Consider the following 23,392-nt stretch of genomic DNA (forward strand, 5'->3'; position numbering starts at 1 on the left):
AAATGTAAAAAATAAATCTCTTTTAAAGTAACAAGTTGCCAGTAACAAGTTGCCAGTAACAAGTTGCCAGTAACAAGTTTTAACCTGATATATCAGTAGGGTAATCTGTATGAGCAGCTTCTAACTTCATCAAAATCTTCGGCTTCAGCTTTTCAAACTCTTGCTTAAGTACTCCTTTGCTCAACATTGCTTGATTAGTTGATTTTATTGTCTTAGAGGTATTCGCCCAATCAATGAATAGCTGGCGTTGGGCAGGAGCAATGGTTGAGGTCATTACATTAGCACAGTATTCTGGTTGTGATTGGGCAAAAAACAAAATACGATAATATCCAGTATCTCCCAAAAGTCTGACTATGTTCTGACCGTGATTTGTTTTGAGGTCTAAGTAGCAAGGAAGCCAACAAGCACCCTGGTAGCGATTATGCACTGCGGTAATCCATAGCACCATTGGATGAGGTACCATCACATACAAGAATTGATTGTAGCGTGTACTAACCTGACGGTTATCAATCTCTTCTTTAGTCAGCATCACCCAGAGGGTAGGAAAGGTTGTGCTAGTTGTACGAATTATCTTAGGAAAGACAATAGATGCTTTAGGCTTGTCATCGGGCCAGGAGGTTCGCCGACAAATATCATTCCCTGATACGGGAAGTATTTGTGTTGCCTTACTCAGAGGTTTCTCGGATAGTATTGTTTGAATCCGATGACCCAGATAGCGACCGCGATCATGACCTTCGTTTAATGAATCCAATGTTCGTAGGATAATCCCGACATTTTGAGGACGATCAGATACCTCTTTCGCTATACAGGTCATGATTAGGTTCTCTAGGGACTTCGGCAGCTTTAGCTTGGGGTTAATCGATGCAAAGGATTTAGGTGGGCTGAAGTGATGAGCTTTGTACCAACTACCAAAGGAATGATCTTCTGGAAGAATGGGCATGTGACCAGTTAACATCTCAAACATCATCACCCCTAGACTATAGATATCAGAGCGTTTATCCAGTTCCTTTCCCTCCATTTGTTCCGGTGAACAATAGGCTAGGGTACCCATAAAAGAATGGGTTTGAGAACCATCAAACTGAAGAAGCTTAGCAATGCCAAAGTCAAGGATTTTGATCAGTTCACCGAAGGAGGAATCTTCGACAACGATAATGTTACTGGGTTTAATATCACGATGCACAATTGGAGTGAGTGTGCCTTTAAATACAATGCCTTGGTGAGCACATTGTAATCCCAGACAAATTTGACGGGCAATATGCAAAAATCGGGGTAAGGATAGGATTTTAGTGTGAATTATTGCGCTTAAATTTACCCCTGCCAAGTATTCCATGACGTAGAAGGAAATATCGTTTTCATCTATGCCATAGTCCCTAACTCGCACGATGTGATTGCTTTTCTCACCAAGCAAAGCGCAAATTGTTGCTTCGCGCTCAAAGCGATCGCGCATTTTTTGGTTCAATAATGTATGGGAGAGAAATTTGACAGCAACAGTTACACCTCCGAGGAGCGTATCTTTGGCTTGATACACTTGACCCATAGCACCTTTGCCGATCAACTTGACCAGTTCATAGCGATTGGCGAGTAGACGACCTTTGTTAGGGTCTGTGATCATAAGTTCCTTGGTGAGATCCCGAATGTAACGTGTTCATAAATCATTAGTCACTAGTCATCGCTCATTGGTCATTGGTCATTGGTCATTTGTAAATACTAGTAGACTTAATGTGGATCACAAAGGACTAAGGACTAAAGATTAAGGATAAAACTGACTAAGGAATAAAGAAGATGAACGCTGGTAGCAATGGTCACAGGCGTACTGCTTTTAAAACTCCCTTAATTCCAGAATACTTCTATTTTTGCTGACGTTTCAAAGTTGCTTCCATTGTGCTACTGAGATAATGACCTGCCATAATGCTACTGGAGAGGTAGTATATATTTTCATTACGTTGATACCGGGTTTCAAAACCACTGCGTCGTTGGCGATCCCCTAATACCCAATACCGTTGCACAATGGATTCTGGAGCCACCCAGCCTTCTCCCTCGACACGACCTAGGAGGCTGTGTTGTAAGACAAAGGTATACTTCGGCTCGCCAGTATCAAGACGCCCTAGATACTGGCAAGAGATATCCTCCCGTTCACTATTGGGAAACACCAGTCTTGTGACCATAGTAAACCAGTTTTCACGACTCCAGGTAACCATAGTCCCACCTCTGACTACAATTAATTTTCCATTGCGTTCCAGCCAATTGCCCCGAAGTGTCCAGCGTCCTGCCTCCAATAAAAAGGTGTGAGCCACAGTGTTACTCTTTATCTGTTACTGAAATATTACCCTCTGACGTTCCCCACTCATTTTAGCTGCTATCCTTAAGGTTGTGGGGTTTACCCCCTCAGGTTATACCATTGGCAAACTTCCGGGAGTAGCCCAACTCCTACGGATCAACAGACAAACTAGTTTAAATCTCCCCCAGACTCACCCAACGGGGATTCTAAGCTGATATGGCAAGAGCAGCTTATTAACTGCTTTTGACAACCAACCCTTACACTGCCTATCTTGACGCAAAGCGGGAGTGGGGGAAACCACGGCAGTCGCTCATGGGGGAAACCCCCAAGACCGCGCTGCCTCCCCGTGAGGCCACTGCATCGCTAAAATACCGAGTTTTAGGATGACTGGTGTTGCGATCTCGGAGAATACAGGTTTCCTAGACATACAGCCTCTGAAGCTCCGGTTACTTGAGGAAGGTTGCCCGGAATACCGAGGTTACGCCAATGAGCCAAAACAGCAAATGCGATCGCTTCTTTAAAATCCCGACTTAACCCAACCTGGTCAGTGGTTAATACTGGCACCGAATCTAGTCTAATTTGCAACCGTTGCTTCAAGTATAAATTGCTTGCCCCTCCACCACACAATAGTACTTGATCTGGCATTTGAGGCAAGAAGTTGCGATAGCTCTCAACAATAGAGGCAACAGTGAGTTCTGTGAGTGTTGCCAGGAAATCAGCAGGAGCAAGGTTATAAGCTTCACTTTCTACCAAACACTGCTTGAGATAATCTCGACTAAACAACTCTCGTCCGGTAGATTTTGGGGGCGGTATCTTGAAGAACTCTTGAGAAAGCCACTGTTCGACCAGAGCCTCACAGGGAGTGCCACTCGCTGCCCACTCTCCATTGTAATCATAGGTTTTTCTACCGTTGGTAAAATACTCGACAGCCAGATCTAACAGGGCATTCCCCGGACCAGTATCCCAGCCATATACCTGTTCCAACCAGTTCCCTTCACTAACTGGCAAGTAAGTAACATTACCAATACCACCAATATTTTGGATACATCGGTTATGGGTAGATGACCGGAGCAAACAGGCATCTATCTTAGGAACCAGAGGCGCACCTTCTCCCCCAGCAGCAATGTCAGCCACACGGAAATTGCTGATGGTCTTGATACCGGTAATCTCAGCAATCACCTCTCCCCGTCCCAGTTGAAGGCTATATCCCAGAGTCGTTAGAGGTTGAAGGTTAGCAGGTTGAAGGTTAGCAGGTTGAAGGTTAGCAGGTTGAAGGTTATCAGGTTGAAGGTTAGCAGGTTGAAGGTTAGCAGGTTGAAGGTTAGCAGGTTGAAGGTTATCAGGTTGAAGGTTAGCAGGTTGAAGGTTAGCAGGTTGAAGGTTAGCAGGTTGAAGGTTATCAGGTTGAAGGTTAGCAGGTTGTTCGCGTAGCGTGGCCTTTTGGCCAAGGTTAGTTTCCGTTGCAGGTTGTTCGCCTTTGGCGTTCGAGAAGGGTAGGTTACCAGCTTGAAGGTTATCAGGTTGCAGGTTGTCTGGAAAACCTTGGCCAAAAGGCCACGCTTTCGGCAAAGCCGTTCGCGTAGCGTGGCCTTCGGCCTCCGCTGCGCGAACGCGAACAACATTCAACCGGCCAACTTTCAACTCGGAAGAACTTTCAACATTCAACCTGTCAACTTTCAACTCGGAAAAACCTTGGCCAAAAGGCCACGCTACGCGAACACCCTTGACCCCTAATGGTCGATGGTATACTGTTTGACCATGGGAACCAATTAACTCAGCGGGGGGTAACCCAGTCCCAATTGCCAATGCTGCTTGGGCAAATTGAAATGCGATCGCATCATCCAATGCTGCCAATTCTGCCATGGATAGGGGAGTTCCAGCACAGACGGCTAGAATTTTCTCCCTGAGTTCAGTGGGGTAGCCATAGGTAGCACCAGCCAGTAGCTCAATCTTTAAATCTAAGTCTGAGCCAGAAATTTCTACTAGTGCAGCATCGATGCCATCTACAGATGTACCGCTCATTAAGCCAATTACACGGGTCATCTTAAAATTGTGTTGGGTTAAGGTAAGCTAAAAGTACCAATATAGGATAAATACTGCAACTGATGGGTAACGGATGTAACGGATAGGAGGAGAGGGAAAATAAAAACAGGTTTATTTTTAGCCTTATGTTAGCTACTGACTAGTAATTAATGTTTAGTTAGTCTATCGCTAACTATTTATTGTTCATTTCTAATATTACCACCTAACAATAACAAAACCCCTAAGACTTTAAGCGCAGGAATCAAAATAAGTTGCTAATAACTTTAGCTGAGCTATTTTAAGATTTGGGTAATCGTTGGATTTTGGCGGAAAGTGCAGCAAAAAAACCCTAAGCCCGAAGGAACGGCTCAGGGTGGTAATTAAATTTCATCTACTTCTTTTAACTCCACCATTTCTGCCACTGTATCCGGAAAACAGAAACTCAAATAATGTAAGCATTCAGCCGTCAGCTTTCAGCGGTCAGCGATTAGCGCTACCTTACAGGGTCGAAGCCTGTGCCACGCTACTGTTCGCGCAGCACCTCAAGTAGCGCAATCGGTGCTTTTGAATGAAAGAGGTAACCATTGGTTTAATCTCAGTTCCCTGGCCTTTCGGCCACGCTACTTGAGGTGCCCGAGCCAGGAATTCATAGTCTTTGGCTTTGAGTCCGTTGAGATCGTCAGCCGAATAGCTTGTTTTAAGCTGACGGCTGACGACTGATAGCTGAATGCTTACCCAATAATGCTTTTCCTCTTCCTGTCCTACCCGGCACCGAAGCGCTAGGGTGTCTATGGGCTTTTGGAGTTTTCTCAAGAACCATTAGCCCCATAAAGCACACGAGCATTATCACACAAAATCCCCATAGCAACTGACTCCGCCTCCTTAGCAGTCAAATCCCCATCCTGAATCGCTCCCTCCAAAACCTGTGCCAATACTATCCGTGCCCACTTGGCTCCCAAGTAATATAATTCCGGGATATTGTGAGCATCAGAAGAATACATCAGTTTACTGGTTGGGACAAATTCCAATAACTGCTGCGCCACGCTACGCATCCCAGCTACACTTAAAAAAGGCACGGCTAACCCGAAATCTAAATACACCTGAGGATAGACCGCTGCTAGATAACCGGCTTCTTGGGTATAGGGATAAGAGCCATGCAGCAGGACAATCGGAGCGTTACGGAAGCGTTGGTCTTCCAAAAGCGAACGCATATAAACTGGATTAGCCAGCGGTAAGTCTAAATCTGGGTCACCAAACCCTGTATGAAACTGCACAGGTATTCCATGTTTAGCTGCAATTTCTAGCGCTTGGGTAATCAAAAAATCAATTAAAGGCTTATCTACCAGCCGCAAGGGTTTTCCCCTCAAGACTTCTTGCTTGAAGGCATCAAAACATTCCTGAGCTACCTCCTGTGGTATCAGTTGGATATCCAAACCTGTACGATAGGCAGCAACACTCTTGAAGCCTACCACTTCTGGTAGGGGTGGGTCAATGTTGTAGCGGAAAGTTTCTAGGAAGGTAGCAAAGTCATCTATCTCACGGATTAGATTTTCTGCTAGATATTCCAAACGAAGGATCTGCTTGACTGCCACAAATTATTCATGCCATTCTCTAGGAATAATCTCATTTGGCAGAAAACCATCATCTAAGAAAATTGCTTCTAGTTGAGATGATTTAAAACACTCCTGGGTGATTTTTTTCAAGCCCAATGTCTGGCGACGTTTAAGAATTGCCTCTTCCTCTGGTTCACACTCTAAGAGTTGGGAAATATCCCGAAGGCTTCGTTTGTAGAAAAGGCTGTGACGGGCATGATGATTAATGATATCAGGGTCATAGGCTTCACTGAAGAAGGCAGGATAGGGATAATTCGCAGCAGCTTCAGGAGTTAGCAGGTTGTGAGCGTGTTGGTCAATAGCGGTGATAGTCCACAGCTTAATCATTTCACATTATTAGATGCTAGAGATAATTGTCTGGTAGTTAACGTAAAAAAAAGTTTATTGAACTACGAAGGCAGGAAGTACCCGAAGACCCCTAGGGTCTGTTTGGAGGATTGGTAGCGATCGCTTTAGTTGTTGGTGGGGTAAACCATTTGGATGGTGATACCTCTAACTGTGTATTTGGTAACTGTGTCTTTGCTAAGATTGCTGGTAATATTATGACAGTAATCCCTAATTTTAATTCAACTAGAATACTGCTTAACCACCAAAGATGAAAAATTTCCCGTTTAAAGTAGTAGTATCCCTAGCTACTTTGCTCACGACAAGTATGGCTAGTGGTAATGCTCAAACTGTCGTTGCTCAGATGGATTTTGACCGCCGTAACGCCTCGACAGAGAAACTTGTGGCACAAGGGAGAATAATCAATGAGTTGTGGCAACAAGCCAGTCAGTTACGAGGAATTGGTAAGTATAGTGAAGAGATAACGATACGGTCGCAGATTGTAAAACTTCAGCCAGACTCTTTCTTAGCTTGGTATTGGCGAGGGGATACGTTGAGTAGCTTGAGCAAGTACGAAGCCGCGATCGCTTCCTATGATCAAGCGATTAAAATTAAGCCCAATTACCTTTTAGCGTGGTTTGAGAAAGGCAAGGCAAACCATGAACTCAAACGATACGATGCGGTGATTACTGCCTGGAAGCAAGCACTTTCAATTCAAGCCACATCAGAATTTGAACAGCAGTTGGTACAGACAATTATTCCTAAAAAAATTGCCAGTGTGCTGCTTTATGATTTAAAACGGTATTCTGAGGCGATCGCATTCTACAACCAAGTACTGGAACTGGATGCCAAGGCTGCTTCAATTTGGATTGACCGAGGCACGGCTTTTTACAAACTTGGTCGATATGAAAAAGCAATCACGGATTTTGACAAGGCGATTCAACTTGATGCTCGAAACTCTCTGGCTTGGAAACAGCGAGGATTTGCCCTCTATCGCATCGGTCACTACGAACATGCGATCGCTTCCTTTAAAAAAGCAGCAAAATACGAGCCTGACGATGTGGAAGTAGCTGGATTACTGACAGTTTTACAAACTTCAGGAGAATCTCAAAGGGAGTTACAAACCTCACAGCAAAGACTCGTTGCGGTTCGCACTGAGATCAGCACGGCTGAAGAAAAACTCCTTCTCCTTAGCAGTGAAACCCAGGCAGCAACAGCACAGCTTGAATCTTCTCAAGCCCAAGTGCGTCAATCTCAGCAGCAGTTAGTGGCTCTCAGAGACAAAATTAAAACCGCACAGTCACAACTAGAATCTTCTCAAGCCCAAGTGCGTCAATCTCAGCAGCAGTTAGTCGCTTTCAGAGGCAAAATTAAAACCGCACAGTCACAACTAGAATCCTCTCAAGTAAAAGTGCGTCAATCTCAGCAACAGTTAGTGGCTCTCAGAGGCGAAATTAAAACTACCCAAGAACGGTTTAAATCCTTCAAGGCAGAACGCCAAAGTTTAGACCAGAAACTAGTGGGTATGCGAGGGGAAATCAAAACTTCCCAAGAACGGCTAGAAGCCTCTCGCCGTGAACAACGAGGTTTAGACCAGAAACTAGTGGCTGTGGGAGGGGAAATCAAAACTTCCCAAGAACGGCTAGAAGCCTCTCGCCGTGAACAACGAGGTTTAGACCAGAAACTAGTGGCTGTGGGAGGGGAAATCAAAACTTCCCAAGAACGGCTAGAAGCCTCTCGCCGTGAACAACGAGGTTTAGACCAGAAACTAGTGGCTGTGGGAGGGGAAATCAAAACTTCCCAAGAACGGCTAGAAGCCTCTCGCCGTGAACAACGAGGTTTAGACCAGAAACTAGTGGCTGTGCGAGGGGAAATCAAAACCCTACAACAACAACGAAACACTTTCCGCACTGAAGTACAGACATCACAAGAACGTTTCGTTGCTCTTCGAGGAGAAATACGCAGTTTGGAAGAGAAAATAAATGTATCTCAGGGAAAATTACGTCAATTAAACGATAAAAAGCAAGTTGCAGCCGAGAATCTACGTGTTGCAGAAATTCAGTACTGTGGTTTACAAAAAAAGCTGAGTGAATTGGAGTTAGGAATAAGCGGAATCAGGGGGACACAACAGGCATCATACAAAGTGAAACGTTACCCTCTTGCCAATTAAAGATAGGGACGGTTGCGATTAGATCAAGTGGGATTTTTTATCAGATCATATCCCCTTTTTAATTTAAAATAGAAACAACTATGCATAAGCATTCAGCTATCAGTTTAAAGCTTCTGCTAGCACCTCAAGTAGCTTGCGTGGCACAGGCTTTGGCCTTGGCCAAAAGGCCACGCGGGGCGCGTTTGGCCACGCTGTGCGAACGACGCGCTTGAAGTAGCGCATTAGCTGAGGGCTGAATGCTTACCAATATCAATACTATCAATATCGCTCTAATAAAACCTCGACTTCCTCCTCCAACTCAAAATCTTTCATTGCCTCCCACTCGGCTTTCCTTACCGCTAGATAGGCTTGAGCCAATTCTACTCCTAAGGCATCCAACAGTAATTGATCAGCACTTAAGTTACCAATCGCTTCCCCTAAAGTAGTTGGCAATAACTCAATACCCCTCTCACTACGTTCTAATTCTGTCAAATGTCCTGGATCTACCACCACGGCTTCTCCCAATTCCAAACTGTTACGAATTCCATCCAAGCCAGCCGCAATTACTGCTCCCAAGGCTAGATAAGGATTAGAAGAAGCATCAACAGTTTTAAGTTCAAAATTGCTTGGACTTCCACCGTCTGGGTTACTCGGTACCCTAACCGCAGCCTCTCGGTTATCGATTCCCCAACAACGGAACGCGCCACTCCAACAATGAGGGCGAATCCGTCGATAAGAATTAGTACTGGGTGTGGTTAGTGCCATTAAAGCAGGTAAATGCTGTAAAATTCCAGCAATAAACTGACAGGCGACTTGGGAAAGTCCCCCATCCCCTTCTGGATTGAGTAACAGGTTTTTCCCATCCCGCCATAGGCTGAGGTGGAGGTGACAACCATTACCAGCTTGGTCAGCTAGGATTTTGGGCAGAAATGAGGCAACCAGGTGATGTTGAAATGCGATCGCTTTTACTGTCTCCCGGAAGGCTATTTGTTGATCTGCCGCTGGTAGGGCTTGGGTGTATAGTATAGAAATTTCCTGTTGACCAGGACCAGATTCTGGGTAATACTGCTCTACAGGCATCCCTTGCTCCACCAAGGCTTCAGCAATGTGGTCAATCACCTGCTGATGTTGATCCATTGCCAGCGTCGAGGCAAATACGGTATTGTCTACCGGTAGAATCCCCTCAGGAGTTGGCTGCAGCAGGTAAAACTCATTTTCAAATGCAGCAACCACTTGTAAGCCCTCACTTTCCGCTTCTGCTACCATCCTTTTGAGGAAGTTTCGGGGACAACAGGGCCATGGGCTACCATTGTTGACCATATCCCCAAACACACGGGCATGACCAGGAGCATAGGGTAAGGAGGTTAAGGTTTCCCAATCCGGTACTAAGCGGATTTCACCGATAGGTCCCAAGCCACTGCCTGGGACTGGGACATCATACATCACCGGTAGAGCTTGCTGGGCTGCTGAAATGCCCACACCGTGTTTGAGGTAGTCTGGTAAGGTTTTCCGGTGGACTGCTTTACCACGGATTATGTTAGCATTGTCGCACCAAAGGATACGCACAAATCGAATACCTAGTTGATCTATAGTTTTCAGGATTTTATTATTCATTCACATACGCCTTTTTTGGAAATTCTTAGTTTTTGTGGTGTTTAACTAGTAGCAAATATCCTCTCCAAAATCTAGATTCAGTATATAATAATTAATGGTAAATTGTTACTATTGTTAATAGTTAATGGTTACAGTAATTAAGCATAAATCGGGTTTCTTAATATAATTACTGGATTTCAGCCTTTGATTTATAACCAGTTTGACTCCGTGGGTGGAACGGGCATCTTGCCCGTTTTATTTCCAGACTGGCGCTCTCAACAGTGGCGAAAAGGTAGAAAATGAGGGCTCGCCCGTCTTCTGTGCGCACCCTACGCACTACTGATAATGAGGTGCATTGATGACATAGCACTTTCTGACCCCTCATCCTACTAATACCACTATTACCCATCATCCCCCTATTCTTGACCTCCTCACTACCAAGATCAAGACTTATCGGTCAGGGATAAGGCTGAGATGGGAATCCTCAAACTGTTATCTTGGAATGTGTTAACTTGTCCATCCTGGAACGACTGAAGACTATGACACGAAACATTATCCGTACCCCCAATGCCCCAGCACCTGTAGGACCATACAATCAAGCGATCGCAGTCAGCGGTCAAATGATTTTTGTAGCTGGTCAAATTCCCCTTGACCCTAGCACCGGTGAGATTGTTGGTGCTAATGATGTCGCCAAGCAGACAGAACAGGTAATGGCTAATGTTGAAGCTATCTTAGTCGCTGCTGGAGCTAAAATCCCGGACATAGTCAAAACCACGGTATTTCTGGCAGATATGAATGATTTTGCGACAGTAAATCAGATCTATGCCAAATACTTTAACGAGGAAGACGCTCCAGCTCGTGCCTGTGTTGAGGTTTCCCGACTACCTAAGGATGTTTTAGTCGAAATTGAATGCATTGCTGTGATCTAGTCTTGTGGAAGCTGCTAGGGTTTTAGCTGACTGCAAATAGCTAACTGATTACGAAGGAGCTGGGGGGGCGACAAGGGACCCAAAGTAATTGCCAGCTCTAAGTTTAAGGTCACTATGATCCCAAACTTATGATCCCAAACTAGATATAGACAGTCATGAGCATATTTTCAATTACTGAAAACTCAATACCTGATTCTTTCATCCAAGTGGTCGAAAAATCGGGTTTATTTATAAGTTTGGTAACTGACTTGAATAAATCCAGACCAGATAATGATTACAGGCGCACTTTCACCCACTCAGGTGCTGATATATAAAGATTTTAGCAAGATTTTTTTTCATATTCCTTAAGTAGATAAAGATTCTAACAAAATTAATTCTGCTATAGATTAGTAGATCTAAATCAACTGTATTATGAACTACGAAAATTATGATGAACTACGAAAATAATTTGTAGTCAACAGCAATGAAAACCTTATTAGCAACTGCCATAGGAACTGTATTACTGACAAGTACTGCCCAAGCCGCAACATTTGTAGATACCAGAGAAGCTTTAAACCCTAATGATTTCCTAGATTGGTCTGAAGTAGCTGAGGTTGTTGTAGCACCACCTTTTCCCACCCTACCTAACTCATTTTCAGCTACTTCAGCGGTCGGTATTGATTTAAATGTCAGCATCCCTGCTGGAGAGTTTCTCCGTATTGATCAAACTCCTGTTTTCCCTGGTGCATTTGACGTAGGCGATGCGCTTCTGTTTACAGGCCTTGCTAATCCTGGTCCACTGACTATTACCTTTGATACTCCAGTCTTTGGTGTTGGGACACAAATTCAATCCGCTCCTATAGAAATTGTTGACTACATAGCAACAATTGAAGCCTTTGATAGTTTCGGAAATAGTCTAGGAAGTTTTGAACGTCCAGGTGTCAGCCAGATGGTTGCTGGCAGCGGCGTGATCTTTACTGGCGTGTTTGATAGCAGTGGTGACATCAAAACCTTGGTGCTGAATGCCAAAGAAGAGGGCGTTGATGTACGTTTCGCGATTAATGAACTGAGTATCAGGTCTGTTCCTATCAGTGTTCCCGAACCTTCAGTGATATTGGGACTTTTAGTTATTGGTACCGGGAGTATCGTTTCCCGGCTCAGAGGCTTGCCAGAAAACAACTAATATCGAATCCGGTTGAATACTTATAATTATTCGGTGTTCGTTACTTGTTACTTGCCAATTTTAAATTTTCAAGTAACAAGTAACATGTAACCAGGGTAAACGCATCTAAATTTGTATCATAAGTTACAGCAAAAAGGGAAACAATAGTCTAAAAAATCTAGAATCGACCGGTTTATTGTCAACAAGCCCGAAACATTGCTCAATTATTTGCGATGTTATCCTTGGTGGATTTGAGAGTACTCGAAATTATCGTTGCTTACGCAAATGCTCCTTTGATTTTTGTTCAAAGTCAGATGAGTTTTCGTGTAAGCAGCGGTCAGCGGTCAGCAATCAGCAGTCAGCTATCAGCTTGTAGGGTGGGCAAAAACAGTTTGATTGTTTTGAGTATTAATGATTATATTACTTTGCCCACCCTACTTTAATTCGTCTGATCGCTTGTAGGGTGGGCAAAAACAGTTTGATTGTTTTGAGTATTAATGATTATATTACTTTGCCCACCCTACTTTAATTGGTCTGTTCGCGTAGCGTGCGCGTAGCGCTTAAGCTGATAGCTGATACTTGAGGTGCTGATACTTGAGGTGCTGATACTTGAGGTGCTGAATGCTGAATGCTGAATGCTTACGTTTTCGTAGCTATCAGCTTGTAGGGTGGGCAAAAACAGTTTGATTGTTTTGAGTATTAATGATTATATTACTTTGCCCACCCTACTTTAATTCGTCTGATACTTGAGGTGCTGAATGCTGAATGCTTACGTTTTCCTAGGGTAGCGCGCCGCTAGACCGATTCCTGTACCGATCGCCCTATGTGAACTTTTGTCAGTCAACCAGCAAAACAGTCTATAGACAAAAACGAGTCTTTTTGCTCATTTACTCATATGCCTCATGGGTAGCGATCGCTTGCTAATGACTTTCTGGATCATTAATTTTTTGGAAGTCCCTAGTCTTTATTACGGGAATGATGAGTGAAAATGATTAAGAATAATTGTTTCTTTGTCTAAATAAATATTACATTTAAATAATCTCTTGTCATTGGTGTTGAGCTGAAGATGTAATCTTAAAAAGATTAGAGAATAAATCAACCCAATACAGTTGTCTTTTATGACAGACAAAAAGGTCATCAAAGATTGCGAAAAGCGTTTTAAAAACGGCAATGTTTGGACAGATAGGGGGTTAACATGAACTTGAGAGACAATGGCTATCGGTGGGTGGCTACACCAGCACCATTGGCCGGTCGTTATGACGATATTTTTTTCATCAATCCTAATGTTGGTTGGGCTGTTAACGGGAATGGACAAATCCTAAAAACCGAAGATGGCGGAGGTCACTGGAAGATCCAAGAACAGTTACAGGGGGTTTCCCAAAAGATTTGGGTTTAAAACCCCGTCCTTATAGGACGGCTTTCTATTAGGAACCTATAAAAAAAAAAGAGCAACTTTTATGGACACACACGAATATTTATCGTATAATCAAGATAGATACAGGCTGAAAAACCGTAGGCTGAGCCGGGAGAGAGACCCGTAACTTATCGACCTTAAAGTAGTAATGTCTAGAGGGAAGGGAAAGTCCTCTTTAAAAACCCAATCATCAATTAACAGTTGGTGTGTGAACCCAGAAGAATCACTATGGACGAGAAAACGGTACGGTGGGGCACACCGAAACCAAACGAAAGGAAGGGAAACGGACTTAATAAGGCACTTCCAATAAGTAGTTAAACGCTATCGCGAGAACTGCCCTCTGGGTCTGTCGTGAATTAACTAGGAATTTGGTCTTGACGGATTCTCGGTTAAGTATTGTCCCATTTTTGGCGGCGTCATAGATGGGAACTCGACGGTTTAAGGCGGCTCGTTGATCTAGGAATCCCCGCGCCTTCAGGCCGGGGAGTGTCAATTTCGCTGCATTCATATGCTCGACGAACAAATCGGTTGGGTTGGTTGCGTAACCCCAAGGAAACAACTCTACCACACCAGTGATGGCGGTAAAAACTGGGTTTTAGTAGAGAACTTGCCAGCCGATGCCCCCTCAGCCGTTTGCGGACTTTGGGTACTTGACCAAGAGAACGTATTCGCATCAGGAACCAACTACCCCGAACGACCGGCACGCTTCTTCAAAACAAATGATGGGGGTCAAAGCTGGTTTGTTAGGGATATGGAAGATGTGGCTACCCTTTTGGTGGATATCTACTTCAAAGATGACCAGACAGGTTGGGTTGTCGGGGGTCGTTCGGTGCGGCCTAACCCCCGTCGTTCTGATGTTGTGCCTACAGTCCTGAAAACAACAGACGGTGGCAACACCTGGCAAGATATGCTCGGAGATATCAATGTTCCATTAGGGGAATGGGGCTGGAAAATCCAATTTTTAGATGACGATCCGGAATTTGGGGTAGTTGCCTGTGAGAATCTGAAGGCAGGGGCGATTTTAATCACTGAAGACGGGGGTAACTCCTGGCGACGACAGGAAATTCGCAACAGCAACGGTCAGATGATTAATGAGAACCTGGAAGGCATTGGTTTTTTGAATCGTCAGCTTGGTTGGGTTGGCGGTTGGGGAGATCAAGTTTTTGAGAGCGGTCGTACTAGCGAGACAACAGATGGCGGTTTCACCTGGAGCGACCTGACCCCCGATTGGCCAAAACCCGATCCGGGCTATTCTTGTCCCCCTAGTCCCAATATAGGTCAATATATCAACCGATTTCGCTTTGTTAGCGACGGGTCTGTCACTGTCGCTTACGCCTCCGGTAACACTGTTTATAAATACACTAATCAAGAATTACACGAGCCAACAGAGAGGGAAGTAGCCGGTAACCGCTTGCTCGGGGCAACGGAACTTCACATCACTGCAGATCAGGTTCTGATTCCCCTCACCGTACCCGAGGGCGCAACAAACTTATCTGTGGTTCTCTATGATCGCTTTGCGGGAAAAGTACGGACGTTGCTAGAGGAACGGAATCCCGCAGAGGGCCCTCGCCCGATCTCCTGGGATTTACGAGATGACAGCGGGCAAAAGTTAGCCCCTGGACAGTTCATGGCGCGCGTCACCTGTGACAACGAATCAGAAAGTCGGCTGATTTTCCCAGAACGCACTGGAGATCGACTCGCCTTAACTGCTATGACTCCCCATGTACTGAGAGAGGACTAATGTGATGACAAAAACCTATGAGATACCTCTAGAGGTTCTGGTTTGTCAACCTCCATCTGAGGCTGCGATCGCAACCCTCGAACTAGCAAAATTGCCCCTGAGTTTTGAGATCGAACGGAACCCGCGAGATGAAGCGGCCTTATTGCTAACGGTCGCAGCCGAAGTGGAACACGCTTTAATGGTTCAGTACCTTTATGCTGCCTATTCCGTGCGCGACGATCAAACAAATCATGAGACAAGGGGACGAGTACGATCGCTCTACCAGCGATTGGCTCAACTAGCACGGGAAGAAATGGGGCATCTGATGACGGTACAGAACTTGCTGCACCTGATTGGCGCTCCCCTAAATTTTGAGCGGGAAGACTCGCCCTTTGAAAGCAAGCTCTATCCATTCCGTTTTAAACTCGAACCCCTATCAAAGCAGTCATTAGCCAAGTATATTACCGCCGAACGGCCTGCCGAACAGGGGGATATTGACGATAAAACATGGCAAAGGCTCCTATATATTGCCAAAATTGCTCGGCGTGCCAATGACGGTCGTCCAATTCAGCATGTGGGAGCGATTTACGAGCGTCTGATAGAACTATTTGGCAATGCAGAAGAGGGACTCAAAGACCAAGACTTTCATACAGACCGAATCGACCTCCAAGGCACCTGGGATGATTGGGGCTATGATGAGGGTCTTGGCAGCAATGATAAGTCTGAGTCTCGACGAGTTTATGTGGATACCTTTGAAGGCTCTCATCCCACCACCTTACGCAAAGAGGCGGTCAAAGCTCTCGAAATCATTGCCGAACAAGGGGAAGGCTATGGCTCTACGGTTGACTCCCATTTTGAGCGATTCTTTCAACTTTACAAAGATTTTGAAAAGTTGAAGAATGAGCGGGTCGAATTTGTCTGGCCAGTAGCAACTAACCCTAGCACCAAGCCGCCGCGTACCATATTGGGGAAAAGCAAGCTTGAGGAGTATATCCGTGCTGCCTTTGAGGAACGGGGCTATATTGCCAACCCTCGCGCCCGTAACTGGGGACACCTGTTCAACTTACGCTATCGGTTACTGCTGGCTTTTTTAATCCATTTCTTGAGAATAACGGGTCGTCGCTATGTATCTTCAGGGCCCGATAAAGGCGATCGCACTCCGCGCGGCCTGTTGCTATTGTGGGCCTTCGATGAAATGCGCCATCTGAAGAAAATTGCCCAGAAAATGGTGCGGCTGCCTCTAAAATTATACAATGGGGTGACGGCCGGCCCTCCTTTCCAGTTGCCCTATACCCTCGATCTGCCAGATTTAGAACGGGATCGTTGGCGAGTCCATTTAGATGTGGTCAAGGCTTCATTAACCCTAGTGGAGAAAGCGCTTCAGGATGATGGGAGTCCCGACCAGAAAGACCCCTTTTTGGAGGATTTGCAGAGGTCTGATCGGGGACGGTTGAGCATTTTAGAGGCGTTGGCTGCGGGTCAGTCTATCCCCACCCATGCTCGGACAGAATCTTTCCAAAAGGTGGCTCGCATTCTGGAAGAAGCAGTGCGGGGGTTTTCTATCGATGCCCACAGCAATTTCTGGGCGGGAATCAATCGCGAGCAATTTGTGCAATTGCATATGTTTAATCGGCCTTTTCTCCGTCGCAATGAAGACGACTGCAACCTGACCGCAGAAGGATCGGAACTAGTAAGTCGATTAGAGAGTTCTAGTAAAACTGGCAAAATGCCCCGCTATCGACCGTTAGTAGATAGTTCCAGACAAGAGTTTGTCCGCGAGTGGATTGATGCTCAAGCACCAGATAACGAGCCACCAGGACAGATTGGTGTTCACCACGAACGAGAACCCAACCTTGAGCCCCTGCCATCTTGGGAACAGTTCCGAAAATCTGAGCGGGTGGGGTACAGATCGGATATTAGACCACTCTTTCGAGATTTTGATCTCGAAACACTGCAACGGTTAGACGGTATCGATCTCAATGATGTAGAAAATGTTCGAGCCAATGGGGAAAAGCTTCGAGAACGACTTAACGAAGGTTCTCTGCCTTATGATGCTTGCTGGTCGGACGAGCTAATCGATCTGTTTGAGCGCTGGATAGATAGCGGTATGGAGAATTGAGGTTTAGGGTTACACTAGACCTCTTGCAAAAGTATTTTTTTGATACTGTTTTCGTCAATTCTTGTTACTGTTTTCTGTCTCCTGTCTCCTGTCTGCTGACAACTGCCGCGAAGTCTACTACTTGTTACTTGAAAATTTAAAATTGGCAAGTAACAAGTAACAAGTAAAATGCAACATGTATGCTTAACTTGAAAGACTAGTAGTTGAGTCCTCGTTTTTGATAACGATACTTAGCCACAATCGGATAAACTACATTACGGAGCCGGTTGAGAGCTCCCACAGGACGATGAACTACTAAGCCATTCCATGGGGAAAATCGCAGGTTTTCAGCAGAGTCGTATTGTTTGTCAAAATCGATGATCTGATGCTTGACTGTAAGGCGACCAACCGTAAAAAATGGTGATTTCTTCTCACTCCAACGAATTGTGACATCATCGATGGACATTTTCGGGTTGGTTTGGAATTGGATACCAAAGTCCCAGCAATACAGGGCATCGGTTTTCGATAGTTGTTCGATCAGCTCGTCTCGATAGTAATTGTCCGGTTTGCTTTCATCCAATCCCAGAGCTTTGGCGCGATTGATGAAGGGAAGTTTGGGAATACCTGGTCGGGACTGATATCCCATGCTTTGATGGGGAGGCTGGCATGAAACAGGGGTAAAGGCGTATTTGATCACGGCGGGATAGTCAACAGGAACTAAGCCCGGTTGAGACTGATCAAAATCTGGTTTGAGTCCAAGGGCATAAGCAGAACCACTCCAATACCGTTCCGTTAATAAACTCTTTGGGGTTCGAGCTGTTACTTTAGCTAGGGCTAGCAATTGCCTGGGATGACTCCTGAGCCACTTCTGGGAAGCTTGCTCTGAGTCAACTATGGAGCCAAAGAATTCATAATAATCTTTGATGGTTTTGATAAAAAAGATCTTGGCATTTTGAACAATAATATCTTGAGTGTTTGGTTCGTAGCTTTGTTCTAGGCTTTCTCCTTCCACACCAATCACTTTCACAGACATTGAGCGTGTGTCTGCGACATAGTCGTTTTCAACATTTGTTCGCCCATTGGCAAATCGTAGCTGAACAGGATATTGTTTCGGTTTCGCAAAAAGTCCTTGCTTGAGGGAAATCCCATTGAGTTGCTCTTGAGTAAGCCGAGTTCGTTTCCCTAGTTCGGTCTTAATACTCTGTTGATCAAAATCAAAAATTTCTAGGTTTCCCTCCACCGAGGCGTGGGTTTTGGCATGGGTGTCTCGCAAAGCCCGTTCTTCATCCTTGTAAAGCTTATCCATCTGAATCCTGACTTGCTCGGCTACAAGGTCGTAATAGTTTCGTTCGTCCTTTTCGGGATATTCTGTAAATAGCTTCATGGTTATTTTTTATAGAAAAATTTTGAGGAATTGGTTGTGCTCAAAACTCCTTGAGGATACCAGTGGGTTTGATCGGGTACTGTCAAATTCTGTGAGCAGATAGCTGGTGATTGAGACTCAAATTTTACTTAACCGGTGATTTTTAAATCAGAGAGCTTGAATTTATTGTTGAATTTTTCCTTGACAATACCCGATGCCTTGCTTACGGATTGTCAAATGTTACTTTATAGCTTTTATCCTGCTGTTGAGTATTGCGGTTTACCACATCTGAGAGAGTATTGGTGTTTTGTATTACTTCCCAACCGACCGGAGAAAAAGTTTCTTCGTTGAAGATATTTTCTGCCAACAAGGGATTGGTCAATGCTTGGGAAAACGCATCAATTGCTATCAGTCGGTTAACCAAGGGAGGTACTGTCGCATTTGGTGGCACATCCTCGGCATAGAGTCCCACATAGAATTCAATATTGTTAACATCACCGTATAACCGTTTTAGTTCCCTTTGAGTATCTTCATCAGCTGTGATCTGATCGAAATCCGTCACCCGGGGAAACTGACACATTTCCCGGTAATCATTGTAGCTAGCCAGTTGAGCTTGACGACCTAAGTCGAGACTTGCCAATTCAACAGGTATTAGGAATTCTGAGGTGTTAAACAAACCAATTTTGGTGCCTGGTTGGGAACAGGTCTCCTCAAACAATGGTCCCAAGCCTTTATTGATCAGCATCTCATTGTTCCAGAGGCTATCCACCATGGGAATTTGCTTGCTGTCATAGGTCAGAGTCTCGGGAAGGGCACTGTGCCAACGATATACCAAATTAAATTCCACTGTCATCCAATTCTGGCGATACCACTTCTGATTGGTAAACGCTGGGGGATCGACAATGAAATTGAAGTAATAGGAGGTAATGTGATTAACATACTCTTCCACCACAATTTTCATGATTACGACCATCACGATGTTTCTGGCCGTTTGGAAGAGTCGCTCGTCATCCCAATCGGGATAATGCTTAGCCAGTAAATCACACAGGCGATTGTGTTCCCTCAGACACAGAACATTAAGCATTACATAGCCAATTTGGACATTGGCTCGTTCTACACCCATAGCAAATAGTTTTGCTTTCTTGGCTGGGTCGAGTCGCTTCTCATCATTGAGCGGCTCATACAACCCGTCAAACTCTGGCTTGACCACTCCCTTTTCTGGATCGTCGTAATAGAAGAGAGGATATTCTTCACCATTGATAATCTGGCTTTTCAGTTTCCCGCCCTGATGGGATCTCAGCATGTCTGTAGATTTTCTGTTCAACCCATAGACGGGACATAAATCGATGGCGTGGTTAGAGGTATTCTTTAATTTATTGTAGTGATCAGTGCGCAAAAAGCCATCCGTAAACCACTGCACCCAATAGGGAAACAGCAGGGTAGACTTCTCGGAATAGATGGTTTTCCCCTCTTGTTTGCGAAACAAAACAGCAAGGTCTTCGAGAGGGGGAAGGTTCCCTGGTTTGTTGAACTCTGGATCGGGGGGTAAATGTCGTCCGCTCCAGGTTCGGTCTGTTAATGAGTCCCAAGAAGTATAGGGTGCGATCGCGCTTAACTTATGGGGACGAGTGGGAATTTTGTAGACGACATTGTTAATCATTGTTTTGTTGGCTTGACGTCTTAGAGAGTCGTTGCTTTGAATAAACTCCCAAATCCCCTTGAAGTTGTTTAAAGCCAAGTTTTCTAACCGGTTCCTAAATCCGTCTCTAGATGTATTCCTTTTTTTTGTCATCGAACTAGTTCCCTTTTGGATATATAGCCTTGAGAAATAGGTCATGAAAAACTATGCCTATTTCTCATAACGACAAAAACTACTCGTAACTCTTTACTACTCTGACATTTGCCCTGTTCGCTGTTCGCTTTTGGCCTCACTCCTCTGTTTACATCTCAAATAAAAAGCCTAGAGCAGTATTACTTGTCCCAAGAGTTTTTGTCCCAAGAGTTGTTACCTTTGAAGTTACACATTTGTAATTATAGTGTTCTATCTAAATCTTATCCACAGTTTCAAAGGATTCTGAACCCAGTGGACTGGGCTTCCAGCCTTGAATATTAGCGCGCTTACCTAAAAGCGGTTGGGAGTGGACAATGGGAATGCGCACCGCTTCTTCAAATAAAATTTTATCGACTTGGCGATAGATTCTTGCTCTAGCATCCTTGTCTTGGGTCTTACGACCGGTTTCCAATAGCCGTAGGATTTGGTTATTCTTCCAACGTCCAAGGTCAGCGGTAGCATTAGGTCCGAAGTGGGAATAGTAGAAGTTATCTGGGTCGCCATATTCCCCAGTCCAACCCAATATAAACCCTTGGAAACCAGGAGACTTTTGTCGGTCTTTGAGATAATCTTTCCAGGGTTTGGTTTTTAAAGTAACCTTGATGCCAATCTTACCTAAGTCATCAGCTATTGCTTGGGCGATCGCTTTTGGATCAGGATAGTAGGGGCGGAAAATTTTCATATACCACAGTTCGAGGTCAAAGCCTTTGGGGTAGCCAGCTTCCCTCAGCAGTTGCTTGGCTAGCTGTGGATCATATTTATAGCTACCAAAATTGGGTGACTCAGACCAATCGAGGAGGGGTGGGGTGAAGTGAGCATCACTCTCTCCTAAACCCTGCCAATTTTTTTCGACAATCTTTTGGTGATTAATTCCTAATGCGATCGCAATCCGTACCTTTTGTTTAGAAAGGGGTTTGTAGTTGGTATTGAGGGATAGATATCCGACATTGAAGGAGGGACGGAAAATAGATTTGAGCTTAGCCTCACCAACTAAATTTTCTAATTGCTTAGGAACTAGGTCTGAAGTGAAGTCAATCTCTCCAGATTTCAACATGGTCAGCCGCTTCGCAATATCCGGGATGAACCGCACGATTACCTTTTCTGCTTTAGGTAGGTTTGGTTTCCAGTAGTTTGGGCTCTTTTCTAGGATAATTTCCTTGCCATTACGCCACTCTTTGAATTTAAAGGGACCTGTCCCTACCGCTAGAGATGACTCACGACCATACTTAGAACCTGCTTTCTTGATGGCGGTTGGGCTAGCGATACCAAAGTAGCCTGACCCAATCATCGCTGGAAAAATGCTTAAGGGCTGTTTCAGGACAAATTGAATTGTATACTTATCTTTGATGACTATCTGTTGTAATAGGGATTTCGAGTTTCCCTTGAAGCCACCAAATAAATCAGCCCAAATTTGATACTTTCTGTCTTTATCGCGATAGCCATATTTGTTTTCCGGGTCCCACCAACGCTCGACATTGAACTTAACTGCTTCAGCATCGAAATCAGTCCCGTCATGAAACTTGACCCCTTGGCGCAGTTTAAATGTCCAAACTCTGCTATTGCGAGACGCTTCCCAATCAGTAGCTAATCCCGGTTCCAGTTCTATCGTTCCCAGCTTGTATTCCACTAGGCGATTGTAAATTTGTTTCTGGACAACTAGGGATTCCCGGTCGCTGATATTACCCGGTTCTAGGTTTTCTGGTTGTCCCACTGCTCCGTAAACGATTGTCCTTCCCTTGGAATCCTTAGAAGGTTTAGTTGGGGAAGGAGTTGGAGTTGGAGTTGGAGTTGGAGTTGGAGTAGGGCTGGGAGTAGGACTAGGGCTGGGAGTAGGACTAGGGCTGGGACTAGGGCTGGGAGTAGGGCTGGGAGTAGGACTCTCAGAAACAGTAGGAGTAGGACTGGGAGGGGTATTTGTCCCAATCCAATTAGAAGGGCTAACGCAGTTAGAGAGAACTATAGTTAGGACAAAAGCCACAAGCAACAGTATGGGTCGCCATCGCCTCATTGATAAAACTCCTTTATATTGCGGCTCTTGCCAGGAATTTGTAACTAATAGTCATTAGTCATTTGTGATTAGTTTTTATTGACAGGACTTACCCTTGCTTCTGTTCCTCAACCCTAATTGTAGGGGAGCAATGGTTACGTCATCACTATATGTAGCGCAACTGCTTAAGTCCTTATTGATTTATGTTGATTTGAATACATCTCCGATTATAAAAATAATTTCCGAACTTTTAGGCGTTAATTGTGTTTTTTCAGTGTTTTGGGTTATCAAAAAAGTGGTCAAACCCAAATTAACCAAAAAGTTGGAAGCCAGAACTTTGAGCAGGGGGACCCTGGCTTCCCGCTACCTATCACTAAAGACACCATAACTATGGTAAAACCTATACCTGCCCCGCGTCCCCTCACTCCCTAACTAAGGCAGGGCGCTAACTGATCCAAGGCTACAGTCAGTGTCCAATGGCTATGACTCCGCAACAGTTCTACAGCAAATGGGAAGTGACCCATCAGGTTCTTGCTTGTATATGTTCCCGTTCTAACACCAAACACCAAACACCTAACACCAAACACCTAACACCAAACACCTAAGACTTAACACTTAATACCTAACACTTAATACCTAACACTTAACACCTAATTTTTATGAGAAAATGTTAAAAAAATCAATCGAAATTTCATTTGTATAGGACTAAAACCTATAGTATGACGATCGCATAGCCTGTAGGAGCGCTTAAGCGCACTTGGCAATTGCCGCTAATTTTGTGTCCATGACCCCTCATAAAAACAGGGTGTATTTAGCATATCCCATCAGTAAAACTTATGGGATAGGGTCTTGACTCTGGAGCAGTTATTATGGTTAACTGCTCACAGTTAAGTTAGAGGGTAGCAGCGGACAAAGTTTGTCCTACTCCTA

General features: G+C 44.6%; 15 protein-coding genes and 3 pseudogenes. 7 read left to right on the forward strand and 11 right to left on the reverse strand.

The features are described from left to right. Positions 1-79 precede the first annotated feature (79 nt). From BJP37_RS21005 to BJP37_RS21035, 6 genes and pseudogenes are all read right to left on the reverse strand, one after another. Positions 80-1,612, reverse strand: a complete 1,533-nt coding sequence (locus BJP37_RS21005) for a serine/threonine-protein kinase (protein WP_198954132.1) — start codon at positions 1,610-1,612, stop codon at positions 80-82. A gap of 235 nt (positions 1,613-1,847) precedes the next feature. Next, positions 1,848-2,294, reverse strand: coding sequence for a hypothetical protein (locus BJP37_RS21010; protein WP_075901690.1), 447 nt, complete (start codon positions 2,292-2,294; stop codon positions 1,848-1,850). A 362-nt stretch (positions 2,295-2,656) separates the two neighbouring features. Then, positions 2,657-3,493 (reverse strand): annotated as a pseudogene (locus tag BJP37_RS45140) (anhydro-N-acetylmuramic acid kinase); the annotation flags it as partial. A gap of 513 nt (positions 3,494-4,006) precedes the next feature. Then, a pseudogene (locus BJP37_RS43765) lies at positions 4,007-4,321 on the reverse strand (anhydro-N-acetylmuramic acid kinase); the annotation flags it as partial. Positions 4,322-4,798: 477 nt separating this feature from the next. After that, positions 4,799-5,113 carry a hypothetical protein gene (locus BJP37_RS21030; RefSeq protein ID WP_075901692.1) on the reverse strand — a complete coding sequence of 105 codons (315 nt, stop codon included), beginning with the start codon at positions 5,111-5,113 and terminating at the stop codon, positions 4,799-4,801. Then, positions 5,110-6,240 (reverse strand): annotated as a pseudogene (locus BJP37_RS21035) (amidohydrolase family protein). Before BJP37_RS21035 ends, BJP37_RS21030 begins: the two are co-directional and overlap by 4 nt. Positions 6,241-6,508: 268 nt before the next feature. Here BJP37_RS21035 and BJP37_RS21040 point away from each other — a divergent pair. Together BJP37_RS21040 and BJP37_RS43770 are read left to right on the forward strand one after the other, a co-directional pair. After that, positions 6,509-8,407, forward strand: coding sequence for a tetratricopeptide repeat protein (locus BJP37_RS21040; protein ID WP_081431272.1), 1,899 nt, complete (start codon positions 6,509-6,511; stop codon positions 8,405-8,407). 80 nt (positions 8,408-8,487) lie between these two features. After that, positions 8,488-8,619, forward strand: a complete 132-nt coding sequence (locus tag BJP37_RS43770) for a hypothetical protein (RefSeq protein ID WP_269087039.1) — start codon at positions 8,488-8,490, stop codon at positions 8,617-8,619. 46 nt (positions 8,620-8,665) lie between these two features. On the opposite strand, the gene BJP37_RS21045 is transcribed toward BJP37_RS43770, so the two are convergent. After that, a complete protein-coding gene (locus tag BJP37_RS21045; protein ID WP_075901696.1) occupies positions 8,666-10,000 on the reverse strand; it encodes a glutamine synthetase family protein in 1,335 nt (444 codons plus the stop codon). 518 nt (positions 10,001-10,518) lie between these two features. Here BJP37_RS21045 and BJP37_RS21050 point away from each other — a divergent pair. The 3 genes from BJP37_RS21050 to BJP37_RS21065 all read left to right on the forward strand — a co-directional run bounded on the left by BJP37_RS21050 (position 10,519) and on the right by BJP37_RS21065 (position 13,445). After that, positions 10,519-10,908, forward strand: a complete 390-nt coding sequence (locus BJP37_RS21050; RefSeq protein WP_075901698.1) for a RidA family protein — start codon at positions 10,519-10,521, stop codon at positions 10,906-10,908. A gap of 463 nt (positions 10,909-11,371) precedes the next feature. Beyond that, a complete protein-coding gene (locus BJP37_RS21055; protein WP_075901700.1) occupies positions 11,372-12,070 on the forward strand; it encodes a PEP-CTERM sorting domain-containing protein in 699 nt (232 codons plus the stop codon). Between the two features lie 1,174 nt (positions 12,071-13,244). Beyond that, positions 13,245-13,445: a beta propeller repeat protein gene (locus BJP37_RS21065; RefSeq protein ID WP_075901704.1), complete on the forward strand. Its 201-nt coding sequence runs from the start codon at positions 13,245-13,247 to the stop codon at positions 13,443-13,445. 307 nt (positions 13,446-13,752) lie between these two features. Here the strand turns inward: BJP37_RS21065 and BJP37_RS21070 are convergent, their stop codons facing one another. Then, positions 13,753-13,971 carry a hypothetical protein gene (locus tag BJP37_RS21070; protein WP_075901706.1) on the reverse strand — a complete coding sequence of 73 codons (219 nt, stop codon included), beginning with the start codon at positions 13,969-13,971 and terminating at the stop codon, positions 13,753-13,755. On the opposite strand from BJP37_RS21070, the gene BJP37_RS21075 reads away from it, so the two are divergent. Further along, on the forward strand, positions 13,972-15,204 hold the full coding sequence (locus BJP37_RS21075) for a FlgD immunoglobulin-like domain containing protein (protein WP_075901708.1): 1,233 nt from the start codon (positions 13,972-13,974) through the stop codon (positions 15,202-15,204). It abuts the gene before it with no gap. A 4-nt stretch (positions 15,205-15,208) separates the two neighbouring features. Then, positions 15,209-17,302: a ferritin-like domain-containing protein gene (locus BJP37_RS21080; RefSeq protein ID WP_075901710.1), complete on the forward strand. Its 2,094-nt coding sequence runs from the start codon at positions 15,209-15,211 to the stop codon at positions 17,300-17,302. A gap of 196 nt (positions 17,303-17,498) precedes the next feature. Here BJP37_RS21080 and BJP37_RS21085 read toward each other — a convergent pair whose 3' ends face one another. From BJP37_RS21085 to BJP37_RS21095, 3 genes are all read right to left on the reverse strand, one after another. After that, the gene (locus tag BJP37_RS21085; RefSeq protein ID WP_075901712.1) at positions 17,499-18,665 is read right to left on the reverse strand and encodes a catalase family protein; all 1,167 of its coding nucleotides are present in this window, start codon (positions 18,663-18,665) and stop codon (positions 17,499-17,501) included. 202 nt (positions 18,666-18,867) lie between these two features. After that, on the reverse strand, positions 18,868-20,436 hold the full coding sequence (locus BJP37_RS21090; protein WP_075901714.1) for a peroxidase family protein: 1,569 nt from the start codon (positions 20,434-20,436) through the stop codon (positions 18,868-18,870). 253 nt (positions 20,437-20,689) lie between these two features. Next, positions 20,690-22,483, reverse strand: coding sequence for an ABC transporter substrate-binding protein (locus BJP37_RS21095; RefSeq protein WP_229415398.1), 1,794 nt, complete (start codon positions 22,481-22,483; stop codon positions 20,690-20,692). Positions 22,484-23,392: the final 909 nt, after the last annotated feature.

Source organism: Moorena bouillonii PNG, assembly GCF_001942495.1.
GTDB classification, from domain to species: Bacteria; Cyanobacteriota; Cyanobacteriia; order Cyanobacteriales; family Coleofasciculaceae; genus Moorena; species Moorena bouillonii.